18 protein-coding genes are annotated in these 16,679 nt (G+C 59.2%); 7 read left to right on the plus strand and 11 right to left on the minus strand.

Going from position 1 to position 16,679, the window contains the following annotated elements; translation table 11 throughout:
- The first annotated feature begins 87 nt into the window (after positions 1–87).
- Positions 88–1,005: a UDP-3-O-acyl-N-acetylglucosamine deacetylase gene (gene lpxC / locus VGC33_RS04920; RefSeq protein WP_331119635.1), complete on the plus strand. Its 918-nt coding sequence runs from the start codon at positions 88–90 to the stop codon at positions 1,003–1,005.
- A gap of 31 nt (positions 1,006–1,036) precedes the next feature.
- Here lpxC and VGC33_RS04925 read toward each other — a convergent pair whose 3' ends face one another.
- Positions 1,037–1,564 (minus strand): DUF721 domain-containing protein, encoded by a 528-nt coding sequence (locus tag VGC33_RS04925; protein ID WP_331119636.1) that lies wholly within the window; start codon positions 1,562–1,564, stop codon positions 1,037–1,039.
- 27 nt (positions 1,565–1,591) lie between these two features.
- On the opposite strand from VGC33_RS04925, the gene secM reads away from it, so the two are divergent.
- From secM to mutT, 3 genes are all read left to right on the plus strand, one after another.
- The gene (secM, locus tag VGC33_RS04930; protein ID WP_331119637.1) at positions 1,592–2,113 is read left to right on the plus strand and encodes a secA translation cis-regulator SecM; all 522 of its coding nucleotides are present in this window, start codon (positions 1,592–1,594) and stop codon (positions 2,111–2,113) included.
- Positions 2,114–2,201: 88 nt separating this feature from the next.
- Entirely contained in the window at positions 2,202–4,919 is a 2,718-nt protein-coding gene (gene secA / locus VGC33_RS04935; RefSeq protein ID WP_331119638.1) for a preprotein translocase subunit SecA, read from the plus strand.
- Positions 4,920–5,097: 178 nt separating this feature from the next.
- Positions 5,098–5,496 carry an 8-oxo-dGTP diphosphatase MutT gene (gene mutT, locus VGC33_RS04940; protein ID WP_414636887.1) on the plus strand — a complete coding sequence of 133 codons (399 nt, stop codon included), beginning with the start codon at positions 5,098–5,100 and terminating at the stop codon, positions 5,494–5,496.
- 34 nt (positions 5,497–5,530) lie between these two features.
- On the opposite strand, the gene yacG is transcribed toward mutT, so the two are convergent.
- The 3 genes from yacG to coaE form a co-directional block, all read right to left on the minus strand.
- Complete coding sequence (gene yacG / locus VGC33_RS04945; protein WP_331119639.1) at positions 5,531–5,728, minus strand: DNA gyrase inhibitor YacG; 198 nt, start codon at positions 5,726–5,728, stop codon at positions 5,531–5,533.
- Between the two features lie 77 nt (positions 5,729–5,805).
- Positions 5,806–6,561, minus strand: coding sequence for a cell division protein ZapD (zapD, locus tag VGC33_RS04950; RefSeq protein ID WP_331119640.1), 756 nt, complete (start codon positions 6,559–6,561; stop codon positions 5,806–5,808).
- A gap of 5 nt (positions 6,562–6,566) precedes the next feature.
- Positions 6,567–7,181 (minus strand): dephospho-CoA kinase, encoded by a 615-nt coding sequence (gene coaE / locus VGC33_RS04955; protein ID WP_331119641.1) that lies wholly within the window; start codon positions 7,179–7,181, stop codon positions 6,567–6,569.
- Positions 7,182–7,372: 191 nt separating this feature from the next.
- Between coaE and VGC33_RS04960 the strand changes: the two genes are divergently transcribed.
- On the plus strand, positions 7,373–8,416 hold the full coding sequence (locus tag VGC33_RS04960) for a GMP reductase (protein WP_331119642.1): 1,044 nt from the start codon (positions 7,373–7,375) through the stop codon (positions 8,414–8,416).
- A gap of 9 nt (positions 8,417–8,425) precedes the next feature.
- Here the strand turns inward: VGC33_RS04960 and hofC are convergent, their stop codons facing one another.
- The 4 genes from hofC to nadC form a co-directional block, all read right to left on the minus strand.
- A complete protein-coding gene (gene hofC, locus VGC33_RS04965) occupies positions 8,426–9,631 on the minus strand; it encodes a protein transport protein HofC (protein WP_331119643.1) in 1,206 nt (401 codons plus the stop codon).
- Complete coding sequence (locus VGC33_RS04970; protein WP_331119644.1) at positions 9,628–10,755, minus strand: GspE/PulE family protein; 1,128 nt, start codon at positions 10,753–10,755, stop codon at positions 9,628–9,630. The genes hofC and VGC33_RS04970 overlap by 4 nt, the downstream gene beginning before the upstream one ends.
- A 3-nt stretch (positions 10,756–10,758) precedes the next feature.
- Entirely contained in the window at positions 10,759–11,199 is a 441-nt protein-coding gene (gene ppdD, locus VGC33_RS04975; RefSeq protein WP_331119645.1) for a prepilin peptidase-dependent pilin, read from the minus strand.
- 215 nt (positions 11,200–11,414) lie between these two features.
- A complete protein-coding gene (gene nadC / locus VGC33_RS04980) occupies positions 11,415–12,305 on the minus strand; it encodes a carboxylating nicotinate-nucleotide diphosphorylase (protein WP_331119646.1) in 891 nt (296 codons plus the stop codon).
- Between the two features lie 93 nt (positions 12,306–12,398).
- Between nadC and ampD the strand changes: the two genes are divergently transcribed.
- Both ampD and ampE read left to right on the plus strand, forming a co-directional pair.
- A complete protein-coding gene (gene ampD, locus VGC33_RS04985) occupies positions 12,399–12,995 on the plus strand; it encodes a 1,6-anhydro-N-acetylmuramyl-L-alanine amidase AmpD (RefSeq protein ID WP_331119647.1) in 597 nt (198 codons plus the stop codon).
- 21 nt (positions 12,996–13,016) lie between these two features.
- Positions 13,017–13,871 carry a beta-lactamase regulator AmpE gene (gene ampE, locus VGC33_RS04990; RefSeq protein ID WP_331119648.1) on the plus strand — a complete coding sequence of 285 codons (855 nt, stop codon included), beginning with the start codon at positions 13,017–13,019 and terminating at the stop codon, positions 13,869–13,871.
- Between the two features lie 72 nt (positions 13,872–13,943).
- Here the strand turns inward: ampE and VGC33_RS04995 are convergent, their stop codons facing one another.
- From VGC33_RS04995 to VGC33_RS05005, 3 genes are all read right to left on the minus strand, one after another.
- Positions 13,944–14,903 (minus strand): glycoside hydrolase family 43 protein, encoded by a 960-nt coding sequence (locus tag VGC33_RS04995; RefSeq protein ID WP_331119649.1) that lies wholly within the window; start codon positions 14,901–14,903, stop codon positions 13,944–13,946.
- A gap of 27 nt (positions 14,904–14,930) precedes the next feature.
- Entirely contained in the window at positions 14,931–16,334 is a 1,404-nt protein-coding gene (locus VGC33_RS05000) for a glycoside-pentoside-hexuronide (GPH):cation symporter (protein WP_331119650.1), read from the minus strand.
- Positions 16,335–16,534: 200 nt separating this feature from the next.
- Positions 16,535–16,679, minus strand: a 145-nt coding sequence (locus tag VGC33_RS05005; RefSeq protein ID WP_331119653.1) for a hypothetical protein, incomplete at its 5' end; no start/stop codon positions are given.

The raw sequence follows: 16,679 nt of genomic DNA on the forward strand, positions 1-16,679 counted from the left end.
GGGAATCTCCGCTCTTTGTGCTAAACTGCTCCACCGACTGTAGCCTATAATGTGTCGGTGGTATGAATAACATTGCGAGATAAACTGATGATCAAACAGCGGACACTTAAACGTATTGTGCAGGCCACAGGCGTTGGTTTACATACCGGTAAAAAGGTAAAACTGACCCTGCGCCCTGCTCCGGCTAACACCGGGGTCATCTATCGCCGTACGGATTTAAATCCCCCGGTGGACTTCCCGGCGGACGCCAAATCGGTGCGAGATACCATGCTTTGCACGTGTCTGGTCAATGAGCATGATGTTCGAATTTCCACAGTCGAACATCTTAATGCCGCATTGGCGGGTTTGGGCATCGACAACATCATCGTTGAAGTCAATGCGCCGGAAATCCCCATAATGGACGGGAGCGCCAGTCCCTTTGTCTATCTGCTGATGGACGCAGGCATCGAGGAGCTTAACTGCGCCAAGAAATTCCTGCGCATCAAGGACAAGGTTCGGGTAGAAGATGGCGATAAATGGGCTGAACTGACGCCGTTTAACGGGTTCAAGCTCGATTTTACCATTGATTTCAAACATCCTGCGATCGATGCAAGCTCGCAACGTTATTGCCTGAATTTCTCCGCCGAGTCTTTCGTCCGGCAAATCAGCCGCGCGCGCACCTTCGGGTTTATGCGCGACATCGAATACCTCCAGTCCCGTGGCCTGTGCCTGGGCGGTAGTTTCGACTGCGCCATCGTGGTGGATGATTATAAAGTGCTGAACGAAGACGGACTGCGTTTTGAAGATGAGTTCGTGCGCCACAAGATGCTGGACGGTATCGGCGACCTGTACATGTGCGGCCACAATATCATCGGTTCCTTCACGGCGTACAAACCGGGCCACGCGTTGAACAACAAACTGCTGCAGACTGTCCTGGCGCGCCAGGAAGCCTGGGAAATGGTCACCTTCGAAGACGAAGCCGAAATGCCGCTGGCATTCGCCGCGCCCTCGTTTGTGATGGCCTGAGGCATAGCTTATCTAGCGCAGTAGCGGATCGCTACTTCCCACGACGGGTGGGGTTGGCACCTTCTCCGGCCAGCTCCGCCAGCCGTTCGAGCAGCTTTTGCAGCTTCTCGGGGCTGCGCGCCGCCAAATGGCGAATCGCCTCGGCGCTCTGCGGGCTCAGCCTGCGCCTTTTCACCTCTTCTCCCCGCTCTTTTTTCTGCCGCTCGCTGCTGTTTTGCGTTATCAAATGCCCTTTTGTTGCCAGTGTCGGGTTAATCCTGATGTCGATGGAGGACAATGATGGTAGAATCTGCGCTCGTAAAGCGGATAATAACCGTGATTGTTCATAGCGTAACCTCATCATCCAGCTGGCATTGGCGGTTTCAAGCACCAATACCCCTTGCCTGAAATTGGCTACGCGGCACCAGGGTTTCATCGGCGCGGGAAGCAGCGCGGCCACTGCCTGGTTCAGCTTTAACAGCGCCACGGCGCGTTGCTGGATCTGCTGCAGGGTGTGGCGTTCCGGCGTCTGCATAACAGTAAACAGGATATCAATGGATTGTGGACGACTGTCGCGCATAACAACTCCGGCGGAATACATTAAGTAATGGGTATTTTAAATCGTTGGCGACAATTTGGCAGACGTTATTTCTGGCCACATCTCCTGCTGGGGATGGTCGCGGCCGGATTTGGCGTGCCTTATGCCCTCAACGCCGGGCAGGAGCAGGCGCACCTGGCCAATACCCTGCCAAGCCTGAGCCGGCAAAACGCCTATAACGCCGGCTTTACCCACCTGGCCCTGCTGAAAGAGGCGCAGCGCCGGCCTTCGTTCACGGTGGATTACTGGCATCAGCATGCCATACGCACGGTTATCCGTCATTTATCCATTGCCTGGGTGCCGCAGCGCGCCGTTTCGCCAGCATTGGCGGCGGACCTTGCCGCGCCGTTGAACGAGCAGCACCAGATACTGCTAAGCTCCCTCAGCGCGTTACTGACCCACGAGCCCAGGCAACCGGCGGTCATCCGCCATATCGACCGGGCGGACCACCAACCCGTTATCGATCATCGTACAGGAATTCGCCTGACGCAGGTACAGGGAATTCGCGCCGGACCCGCCCGCAACTGCTAACCGTCAATCACGGACTTTTTTCACACCTTACGCATCTATTGGCCGCTGCCTGATGATCAGCGCCGGCCGTGACGAGATTTAAATAATTATGTTATCTAAACTGCTTACAAAAGTTTTTGGTAGTCGCAACGATCGTACCCTGCGCCGCATGAGCAAAACCGTGGAACTGATCAACCGGATGGAGCCGGATCTGGAAAAGCTGTCCGACGCGGAGCTGGCGGCCAAGACCGTCGAGTTCCGCGCCCGTTTGGCGAAGGGCGAAAGCGTGGACGGCTTATTGCCGGAATCCTTCGCCGTGGTGCGCGAGGCCAGCAAGCGGGTGTTCAACATGCGTCACTTCGACGTACAGCTCCAGGGCGGCATGGTGCTTAACGATCGCTGCATCGCGGAAATGCGCACCGGTGAAGGTAAAACGCTGACCGCCACGTTGCCGGCGTACCTGAACGCCCTCAGCGGCAAAGGCGTCCATGTGGTGACCGTCAATGACTATCTGGCCCAGCGCGACGCCGAAAACAACCGTCCGCTGTTTGAATTTCTCGGCCTGACCGTCGGCATCAACCTGCCGAATATGCCGGCGCCGGCCAAACGCGCCGCCTATGCCGCCGATATTACCTACGGCACCAACAACGAATACGGTTTCGATTACCTGCGCGACAACATGGCGTTCAGTCCGGAAGAACGCGTACAGCGCAAACTGCACTACGCGCTGGTGGATGAAGTCGACTCCATCCTTATCGATGAGGCCCGTACGCCGCTGATTATCTCAGGCCCGGCGGAAGACAGCTCCGAAATGTACACCCGGGTGGATACGCTTATTCCCCACCTGATCCGCCAGGATAAGGAAGACTCCGACTCGTTCCAGGGCGAGGGCCACTTCTCGGTGGATGAAAAGTCCCGTCAGGTCAATCTTACCGAACGCGGCCTGGTGCTGATCGAGGAACTGATGGTCCAGGCCGGCATTATGGAAGAAGGCGAGTCGCTGTATTCCCCGGCCAATATCATGTTGATGCATCACGTCACCGCCGCGCTGCGCGCCCACGTGCTGTTCGCGCGCGATGTGGACTATATCGTCAAGGACGGCGAGGTGATCATCGTCGATGAACATACCGGCCGCACCATGCCGGGACGCCGCTGGTCCGACGGCCTGCACCAGGCGGTGGAGGCCAAGGAGCACGTGGCTATCCAGAATGAAAACCAGACGCTGGCCTCCATTACCTTCCAGAACTACTTCCGGTTGTATGAAAAACTGGCCGGCATGACCGGCACCGCCGATACCGAGGCGTTTGAATTCAGCTCAATCTACAAGCTCGATACCATCGTGGTGCCGACCAACCGCCCGATGATCCGTAAGGATTTACCGGATCTGGTCTACATGACCGAAAAAGAGAAGATCGACGCCATCATCGATGATATCAAGGCCTGCTCCGCCAAAGGGCAGCCGGTGCTGGTGGGGACCATCTCCATTGAAAAATCCGAAGTGGTGTCGCGCGAGCTGGAAAAGTCCGGTATTGAGCATAAGGTTTTGAACGCCAAATTCCACGCCATGGAAGCGGATATCGTGGCCCAGGCCGGTTCTCCGGGCGCGGTAACCATCGCCACCAACATGGCCGGCCGTGGTACGGATATTGTGCTCGGCGGCAGCTGGCAGGCGGAGATCTCCCATCTGGAGGATCCGAGCGAGGAGGATATCACCGCGCTCAAGGCCGCCTGGCAGATTCGCCACGACGCGGTGCTGGCCTCCGGCGGGCTGCATATTATCGGCACCGAACGTCATGAATCGCGCCGTATCGATAACCAGCTGCGCGGCCGTTCCGGTCGCCAGGGCGATGCCGGCTCATCGCGTTTCTATCTGTCGATGGAAGATGCCCTGATGCGGATCTTCGCTTCCGACCGGGTGACCGGCATGATGCGCAAGCTGGGCATGAAACCGGGCGAGGCCATTGAACATCCCTGGGTGACCAAGGCAATCGCCAATGCGCAGCGCAAAGTGGAAAGCCGCAACTTCGACATCCGTAAACAACTGCTGGAATACGATGACGTTGCCAATGACCAGCGCCGGGCAATCTACAGCCAGCGTAACGAGCTGCTGGATGTGGCCGATATCAGCGAAACCATTACCAGCATCCGCGAGGACGTGCTGAAAACCGTGCTCGATAACCATATTCCGCCGCAATCGCTGGAGGAAATGTGGGACGTGCCGGGGCTGGAAAAACGGCTCAAGGACGATTTCGACCTGGATATGCCGATTGCCGAATGGCTGGATAAAGAGCCGGGCCTGCATGAGGAAACCCTGCGCGAACGTATCCTGGAGCACACGCTGGAACAGTATAAGCGTAAAGAGGACGTGGTCGGCATCGAGATGATGCGCAGCTTTGAAAAAGGCGTGATGCTGCAAACCCTCGATTCCTTATGGAAAGAACACCTGGCGGCCATGGACTATCTGCGCCAGGGTATCCATTTGCGTGGTTACGCCCAGAAAGATCCAAAGCAGGAATACAAGCGTGAATCTTTCGCCATGTTCGCCGCCATGCTGGAGTCGCTGAAATACGAAGTGATCAGCACCCTGAGCAAAGTCCAGGTGCGGATGCCGGAAGAAGTGGAAGCGCTGGAACAGCAGCGCCGTGAAGAGGCGGAGCGCCTGGCGCGCCAGCAGCAGCTCAGCCACCAGCCCGAGCCGATGCTCGACGTCGGCGCGGTTATGGCCGATATGCCGGCGCACGAGGGACGCAAGGTCGGCCGTAACGACCCGTGCCCCTGTGGTTCCGGCAAAAAATATAAGCAGTGCCACGGTAAATTGCAGCAATAATTCAATTCCGCACACGAGCTTGAAACGGTTATGATGGGCAAGGGGAATAACGCGTAGCGCGCCAGGGACACATACGCCGGAAGCGTATTTGCACTACGCCGGCGGCATCGGCCCGCAGGGTGGCTCACAGGGATGTGAGCCATAATCGCGCGCCCGGAATCAATTTTTCGGAGGACCTGTGACAATACCAATTCGCACTATTGCCGTAGGCATTATCCGTAATGCGCAACGGGAGATTTTTATCGCCCAGCGGCCGGTGGACTCGCATATGGGCGGTTTTTGGGAATTTCCCGGCGGCAAAATGGAACAGGGCGAGACGCCCGAACAGGCGTTAATACGGGAACTGCTGGAAGAGACGGGCATCAGGGTGCAGCGGGCCGAACTGTTGGCCACCAGCCAGCACCGGTTTGCCGATCGGGATATGGCCTTCTATTTTTTCCTGGTCGAGGACTGGCAAGGCACGCCTTACGGCAAAGAGGGACAGCCGGTGCGCTGGTGCCCCCAGGCTACACTGCAAGCCGATCAATTTCCGCCCGCCAACGCGTCGATTATTCGCCAGCTTGTCGCCGCGACCTGAGCCGCATCACGCCCCGCCCGGGGCATTAGCACTATCAGCGCTGGTCTTCGCTCCAGTCTTCGCTGTCTGTGAGCAGCGTGTCGCTGGGTATGACTTTTTCCTCATCGGCCCATTCGCCAAGGTCTATCAGTTGGCAGCGTTTACTGCAAAAAGGGCGGAACCTGCTCTGCGCGTTCCATTCGACGTCCGCGCCGCAGGTGGGGCAGTTTACTACTATGATATCGTCACTCACTGATAACTCCTGAAGCCTTGCCTATCTCTCTGGCCGTCACGCCGACCGGTACCTTAACCCGTTATATTAACGCATGATCAACAGCAGGCCAATTCAAAGGACAAACGGTTCGGCACCACGCCGTTTTCGCTATCCAGGGATAAAAAGCGGATGGCGTAGCGGGTTTTGTGGCCGGAAACCTGCGGATAGAGCTGCGACACCAGCGGAATGCGCATGCGCAATAAATCGGCGTCCTCGGCGTTGTCCTGAAAAAAGCCGTTCAGGCTTATCTGGTTTTTAAAGGGTTCTGAATGCCGGACTAAATCCAGCGTTATGGTTAACGCGCTATGCAGCGGTTCAAAGGTTTTCAGCCAGATATTCACCTGCCGATCGCGCACGGTTTGCGGCAGATGAAGCCAGATATGCAGGCCGGGTAAATCAAAGCTGCAGCAGCCGCCGGGGATAGACAGGCGCTGGCGCACCGAGCCGATTAATCGGTCCTCGCGCACCGCCTGTCCCAGCCGCGGCGCGGCCATCAGCACCGCGGCGCACTGTTTTAATTCGCTGCGCAGCGCCCGCACGCGATCGCTGTCGACGCCGGGCACGCCCTCCCATTGCAGCATTTTCTGCTGCTGGCGATCCAGCTCCTTGAGCATTTCGGTGCGCACATCGCCGCGTTCAAGCACATCCAGTAAATCTGAGACGCTGTGGAAAAACGGCAGCGCGCTCGAGATGTCAGCCAACGTCGGATAGTTATACAGTTGTTGCAGTAAAAATTCCAAACGCAGCCAGGTGCGCATTTTTTCATTTAACGGATGCTCAAACAGCACCGTAGTCGAGTAAACGTCACTCATTATAATTAATCCTGTCGGGTTGCTGATGCCGCAAGCTGAAGGTAACGGTGGTGCAGTTTTGCCACCTCGGCCGTTATTGCTTCAGGGCGCCCGCTATTGTCGATAATATCGTCGGCGCAGGCCAGACGTTGTTCACGTGAAACCTGCGCGGCAAGAATGTTCTTGATCTGGCCGGGGCTGATGCCGTCGCGGCTCAGGGTGCGCGCAATCTGGACCTCTGTCGGCACATCGACCACCAGTATCCGATCCGCCTGGGATTGCAATTGATTTTCAACTAACAGCGGCACCACCCATAATACATAATGTCCGCTGGCACGGGCCATTTGTTGCCGGGTTTCTTGCTGGATTAGCGGATGCAGCAAACGGTTAAGCCAGTTTTTGTCGGCGGGCGAACTGAACACGCGCTGTCGCAGCAGCGCGCGATGCAGCCGTCCGTCGGGCAGCAGGATCCCGGCGCCAAAACGGGCCTGGATGGCCCGCAGAGCGTCGCTGCCCGGTTCCACAACCTGGCGGGCGATGATATCGGCGTCGACAATCGTGGCACCCAGCGCGGCGAAGGCGTTGGCCACGGTACTTTTGCCACTGCCGATTCCCCCTGTTAATGCAACAATATAACGCATACAGTCTACAGACTCCTTACTGTATTCCTTTCTGCCCGTTCGCAGGTAAATTGCTACGATTGTAGCGTATATCGGGCGGTTTTCGCAGTCTTGCCGTAAGAATAATCCGGCGTATGATACCGTTACTGGAATTGGCCCTTCGTACCCGAACTTTATAAGCGACCCGTCGCCATTGACCAGGAAAAGCCGTTATGCGTATTGAAGAAGATATCAAGCTAGGTTTCAAAGATGTACTGATCCGCCCTAAGCGCTCGACCCTCAAAAGCCGCTCCGACGTCGAGCTGCAACGTGACTTTACCTTTAAACATCCGGGATGCTCCTGGTCGGGGGTGCCCATTATCGCCGCCAATATGGACACCGTCGGCACCTTTCGCATGGCCCAGGCGCTGGCCTCCTTTGATGTCGTGACCGCGGTGCATAAACATTATACCGTGGAACAATGGCGCGATTTTGTGGCGCAGGCGCCTGAATCGGTGCTGCGCCATGTGATGGTATCGACCGGCACCTCGGAAACAGACTTCGTGAAAATGAAGCAGATCCTGGCCCTGTCGCCGTTATTGACGTTTATCTGTATCGATGTGGCCAACGGTTATTCCGAGCATTTCGTTAATTTTGTGCAAAAGGCGCGCGAAGCCTGCCCCGATAACGTCATCTGCGCCGGCAACGTGGTGACCGGAGAGATGGTCGAGGAACTTATCCTGTCCGGCGCCGATATTGTCAAAGTGGGTATCGGGCCGGGATCGGTATGCACGACCCGGGTCAAGACCGGCGTCGGTTATCCGCAATTGTCGGCGGTGATTGAATGTGCGGACGCCGCCCATGGTCTAAGCGGCCAGATTGTCAGCGACGGCGGCTGCTCGGTGCCGGGCGATGTGGCGAAAGCCTTCGGCGGCGGGGCTGATTTTGTCATGCTTGGCGGTATGCTGGCCGGGCATGACGAATGCGAAGGCACGCTGGTGGAAGAAAACGGTGAGAAATTCATGCTGTTTTATGGCATGAGTTCCGAATCGGCCATGAACCGTCACGTGGGCGGCGTGGCGCAGTACCGGGCGGCGGAAGGCAAAACCGTCAAGCTGCCGCTGCGCGGGCCTGTCGAGTATGCGATACGCGACATTCTGGGCGGACTGCGTTCGGCCTGTACCTATGTGGGCGCGTCACGCTTGAAAGAGCTGACCAAACGCACCACCTTTATCCGGGTGGCCGAGCAGGAAAACCAGGTATTTACCCAGCTCTAGGGCGCGGCCTCAGCCATGGCCAAACAGATCGCCCAATTGCAGCAGCGGCAGGTAGAGCGCCATCACCAGCGCACAAACCAGCCCGCCCATAATCAACAGCAGCAGGGGCTCGGCCAACTGCGCCAACGCGTCGGCGCGCCGTAGCGTCTGCTCCTCATGCATGCGGGCCAGCCGATGGAATACCTCGTCCAGCGTGCCGGAATACTCGCCGGTCTTGATAAGCTGGTGGCAATGTGGCGGGAACAGACGGTGGCGATAAAACGCCTGATGCAGCGCGTATCCCTGCTGGATATGGCGCTGTAATTGCACCGCCGCCTCGTGGTACAAGGGATGGACGAGGGTACGGGCGGCTATCTCCAGCCCATTATCCAGCGGAACGCCGGCCGGATGGGTCATGGCCAGGGTCTGGAACAGCTGGCAGATGGCGTGATGGCGCATCAAGGTTCCCACCACGGGCAAAAATAACAGCCCCGCCTGGATGCGCCGCCGCCAGCGGTCATGGTAGCGGCATAATCGCCGATGGCCCGCGCACAGCAGCGCCAAAGCGGCAAGCAATGCAGGCAGATGTTCTTCCAGGCCTGCCGCCGCGGCCAGCAGGCAGCGGGTCGGCCAGGGCAGGGGCAGGTTGACGGCGGCATACAGCCGGGCAAATTCCGGCAGTACCCATGCCAGCAGCATCCCCATGACCCCGGTGGCCATCAGCAGGATAAACGCCGGATAGCGCAGCGCGCCGGTGACCTTCTTTTTCAGCTTGCCTAGCCGTTCCTCATGCTCGGCAAGCGCCTGGCAGCAGCGATCCAGCCGGCCGGTCAGCTCGCCGAGCGCCATCATGGCGCAATAGACCGGGGGAAACACCTGGGGGAAATCGGTCAGGGCCTGCGACAGGGTCAGGCCCTGTTCGATCTTTTCACCCAGCAATCGCAGCAGGCATCGCCAGCCGGCGCGCGGATGGTCTTCCGCCAGCAGTTCCAGGCTTTCGCGCAGCGGCAGTCCCGCGGCGAGCAGCGTCGCCAATTGCGAGGTCAGGGCGGCAAGCTGCCGTCGTTGCCAATACCCGCTACCCAGGTAGCCGGAGGTGCGCACGCGATACGGCTGCAGATCCCGGCGGATCAGCTGCAGGCGCACCGAGGTTTTATCCCGTCCGATGATCTGCCCGGCGCAAGCCTGCCCGGCGGCGGAGACGCCGCGCCAGGAATAAAGCCAGAACCCGGTCATGCCGGTTCACCCAGCACCCGCGCCAGCTCATCAAGCGACGTTTCCCCGCGCCGCGCCAGTATCAAGCCCGCCCGCCAAAGCCCTGCGGGACGCGATCCGTCATGGGGGCATGGCCGCGAAGGCAGCAAATGAAAAATGCCGCGCCGGCCGACATAGCCCTGATGGCAATGCGCGCAGCCCACGGCGCGCCAATGAGCGCGTGGTGTCCAGCCCGGCGGCAGGCGTATTGGCGCCTGTTCCCCAGGGCGGATCCCACGCCGACACCGCGGGCAGAGCAGTCTGATCAGCCGCTGCGCCATCACCAGCAGCAGGGCGGAGCGTACCAGTCCGGTGTCCAGTCCGAACTGGCCCATACGCCCCACCGCGTCCCCGGCCGCGCGCGCGTGCAGCGTGGCCAGCACCAAATGGCCGGTCTGGGCGGCGTTCACCGCCATGGCGGCGGTCTCGCGGTCGCGGATTTCGCCCACCATCAGCACGTCGGGATCCTGGCGCAGCAGGGCGCGCAGCAGCGCCGGAAAATCCAGCAGCGCCTTGGCGTTGACCTGGCACTGGACCACGCCCGGCAGCGACATTTCCACCGGATCTTCCACGCTGCAGATATTCAGCCTGTCGCGCGCCAGGGCATTGAGCGCGCTGTAAAGCGTCATGGTTTTGCCGCTGCCGGTCGGGCCGGTAAGCAAAATCAGCCCCTGGGGCTGATGCAGCAGGCGCAGGAACCGCCGGCGCGGCGATGCGGACATGCCCAGGCGCTCCAGGGTGAGATCGTCCGGCGCGCTGCGCAGCAGGCGCAATACCAGCTTTTCGCCGCGCAGCGTCGGCAGGGTGGAAAGCCGGCACGAGCAGTGACCGTCCTGCGGGCCGATGAGGAATTGGCCGTCCTGGGGCAGGCGCCGCTCGGCGATATCCAGCCGAGCCATCATCTTCAGGCATACCAGCAGGCGCGCGGCAAGCGGCGGGGCGCAACGGGCGCTTTCCCGCAGCACGCCGTCCACGCGCAGCCGGATGCGGTATTCCGCCGCCCCAACGGGTTCGATATGAATATCCGATGCCCTGAGCGTCAGCGCCTGGTCAAGCAGCGCGTTTATGTACTCATCCAACGCCGTTTCATCAAGCATTGCCGTCATTATTCAGTCCTCCGCGCCATCCATGGAAAACAGCGCCCGGCAGGGTTCGACCAAATGCCCGGCGTCCTCCATGGCCCGGCAGTCGCTGCTCCAGCGTAGCCCGGCGCCGGTCCGTTCCGGCGTTAGCGCCAGGGTCAAGCCCTTAAGCGCCCGCCGTCCCGTCAGGCTGATAACGCCGTCCTGCACCTTGACCTGTTGTACATAACGCGAGGCCATGCCCTCGGGGATGCCGTCGCCGCCCGCATGGCATCCCTTGACCCCGCCCCGCTGCAGCGCGCACAGCTCCACCGCCGATTTATAGGGGGCGAGCAGCTGCAGCATATCCGCCATGGCGGCCTTGTCCAGGTAGCGCTGATAGCCGGGCAGGCCGATGGCGCTGAGCATGGCGATAATGGCGATCGCGACCATTAATTCCACCAAGGTAAATCCCTGCTGATTTAACATGCGTTTCCCTCGCGGTTGATCCAGCCCCGACCATAACGTTAACGACGAACGGCGGCCAGCGGCGGACCGCCAAACGGCATAGCGATTAGCAAAAAAACACGATGGGTTACCTGGGGTTTAGGATTTATGCGCGGGAAACCGCAAAATCAAGTTTAAGGAGAGGAGAGGAGAAAGGCCTTCGGATATGACCGAAGGCCTGTGGATGGGCTGCCCGGCTACTGGAATCGCATCGACAGATCAAGCGCGCGGATATGTTTGGTCAACGCGCCCACGGAAATATAATCCACCCCGGTTTGGGCGAATTCCCGCAGCGTGTCGAGCGTGACATTGCCCGAGACTTCCAGCAGGGCGCGCTTTTGCGTGGCCGCCACCGCGCGCTGCATATCGGCCGGGGTGAAATTATCCAGCATGATGATATCGGCGCCGGCGTCCAGCGCCTGGCGCAGCTCGTCCAGGGTTTCGACCTCCACCTCCACCGGAACGTCGTCGCGCAGGGCCAGGGCGTTGGCCACCGCATTGGCGATGGAGCCGGCGGCGATGATGTGATTTTCCTTGATAAGGAAAGCATCCGCCAGTCCCAGGCGGTGATTACCGCCACCGCCGCACAGCACGGCGTATTTCAGCGCGGTGCGCAGGCCGGGCAGCGTCTTGCGGGTATCGAGCAACTGGGTTGCGGTGCCGTCCAGGACATCGACATAGCGTTTTACTTCGCTTGCCACCCCGGACAGCGTCTGCACAAAGTTGAGCGCGGTGCGCTCACCGGTGAGCAGCAGGTGCGCCGGACCGCTTAAACGGCACAGCGGCTGGTTGACGCGGATAGCATCGCCGTCCTTCACCTGCCAGTCGACGGCAACGCCGCCGCCAAGCTGGGTGAAGACTTCCTCCAGCCAGCGCCGGCCGCAAAAAACCCCGTTTTCACGGGTGATGATCACCGCTATGGCGTCGCTCTCGCGCGGCAGCAGCCGGGCGGTAATATCGGCGCTGGGATCGGTGGTGCCGCCCAGGTCTTCGCGCAGGGCCTGGGTGACGGATAACGGGATATCATACTGAATACGCTCAAGCAATTCGGCCCGGCGGCGTTCGGCGTTATAACGGCGTGTCGGCATAAAAAACTCCGAAATAGCGGATAAAGGGAATCGGAGAAACATGCTACTCTGTTGCTGGGATAAGTACCACCGCCGGTCGGCGCGAGGTGAATAATGCAATTGGAAAATGGCTGGGTATCAGGGGCCAGGCAAGTGCCGTCGCCGCACTGCGATGAGCGGCCTGAACATGAAGCGCCTTCATTATTGGTGGTGCATAATATCAGCCTGCCGCCGGGCTGCTTTGGCGGCGAGTATATCGACCGGCTGTTTACCGGCACGCTCGATCCCGGCGACCATCCCTTTTTCCACCAGATTTATCAACTGCGGGTGTCCGCGCACTGCCTGATACGCCGCGACGGCGAAATCGTGCAGTATGTGCCGTTTGATAAACGCGCCTGGCATGCGGGCGTGTCAAGGTTCGCGGGGCGGGAGCGCTGCAACGATTTTTCCATTGGCATCGAGCTGGAAGGCACCGATACCCTGCCTTATATCGAAGTGCAATATGAGCGGCTGGCGGAGTTGACCGCGTTGCTGATGCGACATTATCCGATTACCCCCGCGCGCATTACCGGCCATAGTGATATTGCGCCCGATCGTAAAACCGATCCCGGTCCGTCGTTTATGTGGCGCCATTACCGGCAACGGGTCGCGGCACGCGGCGCGGCCGCCGACACTTTACCCGCGGCGGGTTGCAATCCGCCGCGGGACTAGCAAGATGGAGATCCAGGCTTCATGACGTTGTTTACACTTTTACTGGTTTTAGCCTGGGAACGGCTAATAAAGCTGGGTGAGCACTGGCAGTTGGATCATCTGCTGCAGCGGGTCTTTATCCGCGTCCGCCACGCTTCCCTGGCCCTCACCGTTTTAATGGCCCTGGGCTGGATGATTATCGTGGCGCTGTGCCTGCGACTGCTGGCAAACTGGTTTTTTGGCCTGCCCCTGCTTTTGATGTGGATTTTCGTCTCGCTGTTATGCATAGGCGCGGGCGGGGTGCGTAAACACTACCGGGCCTATCTGCGCGCCGCGGCCGCGCACGATAGCCACGCCTGTGACGCCATGAGCGAAGAGCTGGCGCTTATCCATGGCCTGCCGGTGGATTGCAATAAAGAGGAGCGCCTGCGCGAGCTGCAAAACGCGCTGCTATGGATTAACTACCGTTTCTACCTGGCGCCGCTGTTCTGGCTGGTGGTCGGCGGGCCTTACGGTCCGGTGGCCCTGGCCGGCTATGCTTTCCTGCGCGCGTACCAGACCTGGATGGCGCGCCGCTCCACGCCGCTCAAGCGCGCGCGATCCGGCATCGATATGCTGCTGCACTGGCTGGACTGGATCCCGGTGCGTCTGGCGGGCGCGGCCTACGCGCTGCTGGGCCATGGTGAAAAAGCGTTGCCGGCGTGGTTTGCTTCCCTGCTGGATGTGCATACCGGGCAATATCAGGTATTAACCCGCCTGGCGCAGTTCTCGCTGGCGCGGGAGCCGCATTTGGACGACGTGCTGACGCCGCGCGCGGCGGTGTCGCTGGCGAAAAAAATCACCCAGGTGATTGTGGTGGTGGTGGCGCTGCTCACTATCTACGGCGCCCTGGTGTAAGCCGTGATCGGATGGTGTCACGCAAGCCACCGGTCGGCCGCCGACGGCGTGATGCAACCATGGCGAACGGCATTAAACCACGGTGTCCGCGGGTGGCTCGCCGAAGCGCGGCATGCCGTCCTCATCCCAGTCAAAGGCCTTGACCCGGGTATGACGGTTGGGGTCCCACAAGGGGTCGCCGGTAATCTCCGTATAGGCACGGGCATGATAGACCAGCACGTCCTCGCCGCGTTCCCCAACGGTAAAGCTGTTATGGCCCGGCCCAAACTGCCGGTGTCCCCAATGGGTGCGGAACACCGGCTGCGGCAGCTTATGCCATTGCGCCGGATCGGTAATATCGGCGTTGGCGTCGGCCCAGAGTAAACCAATACAATAATTTTCATCGGTGGCGCTGGCCGAGTAGGTGATAAACAGCCGCCCGCCGTGGCGGATAAACGCCGGGCCCTCGTTGACCCAAAAACCGATGGTTTCCCAGGGCAGTTCCGGACGACTTATTATTATCGGCGCGGTTTTAAGCGTCCACGGAGCAGCCATTTCTGCCAGGTAGAGGTTGGAGTTGCCGCGGATGTCCGGGTCTTTCTGCGCCCAAAGATAGTAGCGTTTGTCCTGGTGGACAAATTGCGTCGCATCCAGGGAAAACGTGTCCAGCGGGGTGACGATGCGGCCTTTCTCATGCCATTGCCCGGTTAACGGATTAGCCTCGGCGCACGCCAACGCAAACATACGATGTTGAAATAATCCGTCGACAATTGCGGCCGAGTGCGCGGCGGCAAAATAGATAACCCATTGCCCCTCAATAAAATGCAGCTCCGGCGCCCAGATAAGCGCGCTCATTTCGCCCTCTGCATGCTTGCGCCAAACCACCGCCGGCCGCGCCTGCGCCAGGTCGGCAAGGGTGGTTGCGCGGCGGATCTCAAGGCGATCGTATTCCGGCACCGAGGCGATAAAATAGTAATAGCCGTCGTGGTGGCGGTATATAAAAGGGTCGGCGCGCTGCTCTATTAGCGGATTCCGCCAAATTCCGTGCGTCATAATCATCTCTCCTGTCATGTGCCCGGTTTAAGGATGCCTGGTTTCCAGCAGGGTTTCCTCGCGCCACTCACCCAATTCCCGGTAATTCTCGCGGCGTTTTTCCAGATCGTCCTGGATTTGCCGCATGAGCTTGCTATCCACCTTCAGCAGCCTGACCACGCCGGCGGTGATCAGATAACCCACCCCCGGGATTACGGTAAACAGCAGCACGATACCCTGCACGGCGCTGGGACTCTGCCGGATGGCGTCGGCTTGATAGCCATAGGCGGACAGCACAAAACCCACAAAGGCGCCGGCCACCGCCAGCCCGACTTTAAGAAAAAACAAATTGCCGGAAAAGCTGATGCCGGTAATGCGTTTGCCGGTTTTCCATTCACCATAGTCATCCACGTCCGCCATCAGCGACCAGTGCAGCGGCGAAGGGATCTGGTGCAGGATATTCAGCACAAAGTACATCACCAGGATAAGCGACGTCAGATGCGGATTAAGGAAATAGAAGCCGCTGGAAAACACCGCCAGGATAATATTGGTCCAGAAAAATACTTTCAATTTACAAAAACGATCGGTCAGCGGCTTGGCCAGCCAACTGCCGATCATCATGCCCACCACCCCCAGGCTGATAAACAGGCTGGCGAAGCCGGAGGCTTTATCCATGGCATAGGTAATGTAATACATGGTGGCCGCCATGCGGATAAACCCAGGGCAGACGTTAAAAAAGGTCAGCATCAGGATGCGTACCCATTGGTCGTTTTTCCAGATATCGCGCAGATCGGCCTTTAGCGCGTCGTTGGTCGGCACCGCCGGCTTGACGCGCTCGCGCACCGTGGCGAAGCAGAATAAAAACATCAGGCAGCCGATAACCGATAACACCGTCATCGCCCATTGAAATCCTTTTGCCCGGTTGCCGCCGCCAAACCAGTCCACCATGGGCAACAAGGTCAATGAAATAATCAGCGTCGCCACGCCGACCAGGATAAAACGCCAGGACTGGCAGGATACCCGCTCCTGGGGATCGCTGGAAATGACTCCGCCCAGCGCGCAATAAGGAATATTGATGGCGGTATAAATCAGCGACATCAGGAAATAGGTCACAAAGGCATACGCCACTTTGGCGCCGTAGCTCCAGTCGGGCGTGGTGTACATCAAAATACTGAATACCGCGAACGGCACCGCCAGCCACAGCAGATAAGGACGAAACCTGCCCCATCGGGAACGGGTGCGGTCGGCGATGGCGCCCATGAACGGGTCGGTAATCGCGTCGATGAAGCGCACCGAAAGCAATAATACCCCCACCAGGGCCGGGGCCAGGCCGAAAACATCGGTGTAAAAATAGGCCAGGAACATGGTTATGGAGCCCCAGACCATATTGCAACCGGCATCTCCCATGCCGAAACCGACTTTTTCCTTTAGGGTCAACGCCTGTGTTTTCATGGATCTACTCTCCGTTGTAAACATGACATGAAGCAACACAGCCAGTATTGGCCTATTCGACGGCAAAGGATCGTCAGGAATGGGTTGATGAAATGGACAAACGGGTTATCAGGGGGAAATTGTGAGCGGGACGGCATTTCGCGGCGGGTCAGTAAAACCCGTCCCCGCCGCGAAACGCCGGGAACGGGGACGTGGCGGGGTTAACGGCTCAGTTCGCCGGCCGCGCGCTGGTTTTTCTGTTTAAAGTAAAATCCGATGCCGAGCAGGCAAAGCCAAACCGGGATCAGGTAGACCGAGATTTCCATGCCGGGGGTCATCAGCATGACCACCAGGATGGCGACCATG

This window comes from Acerihabitans sp. (genome assembly GCF_036398755.1).
Lineage (GTDB): Bacteria > Pseudomonadota > Gammaproteobacteria > Enterobacterales > Enterobacteriaceae > Acerihabitans.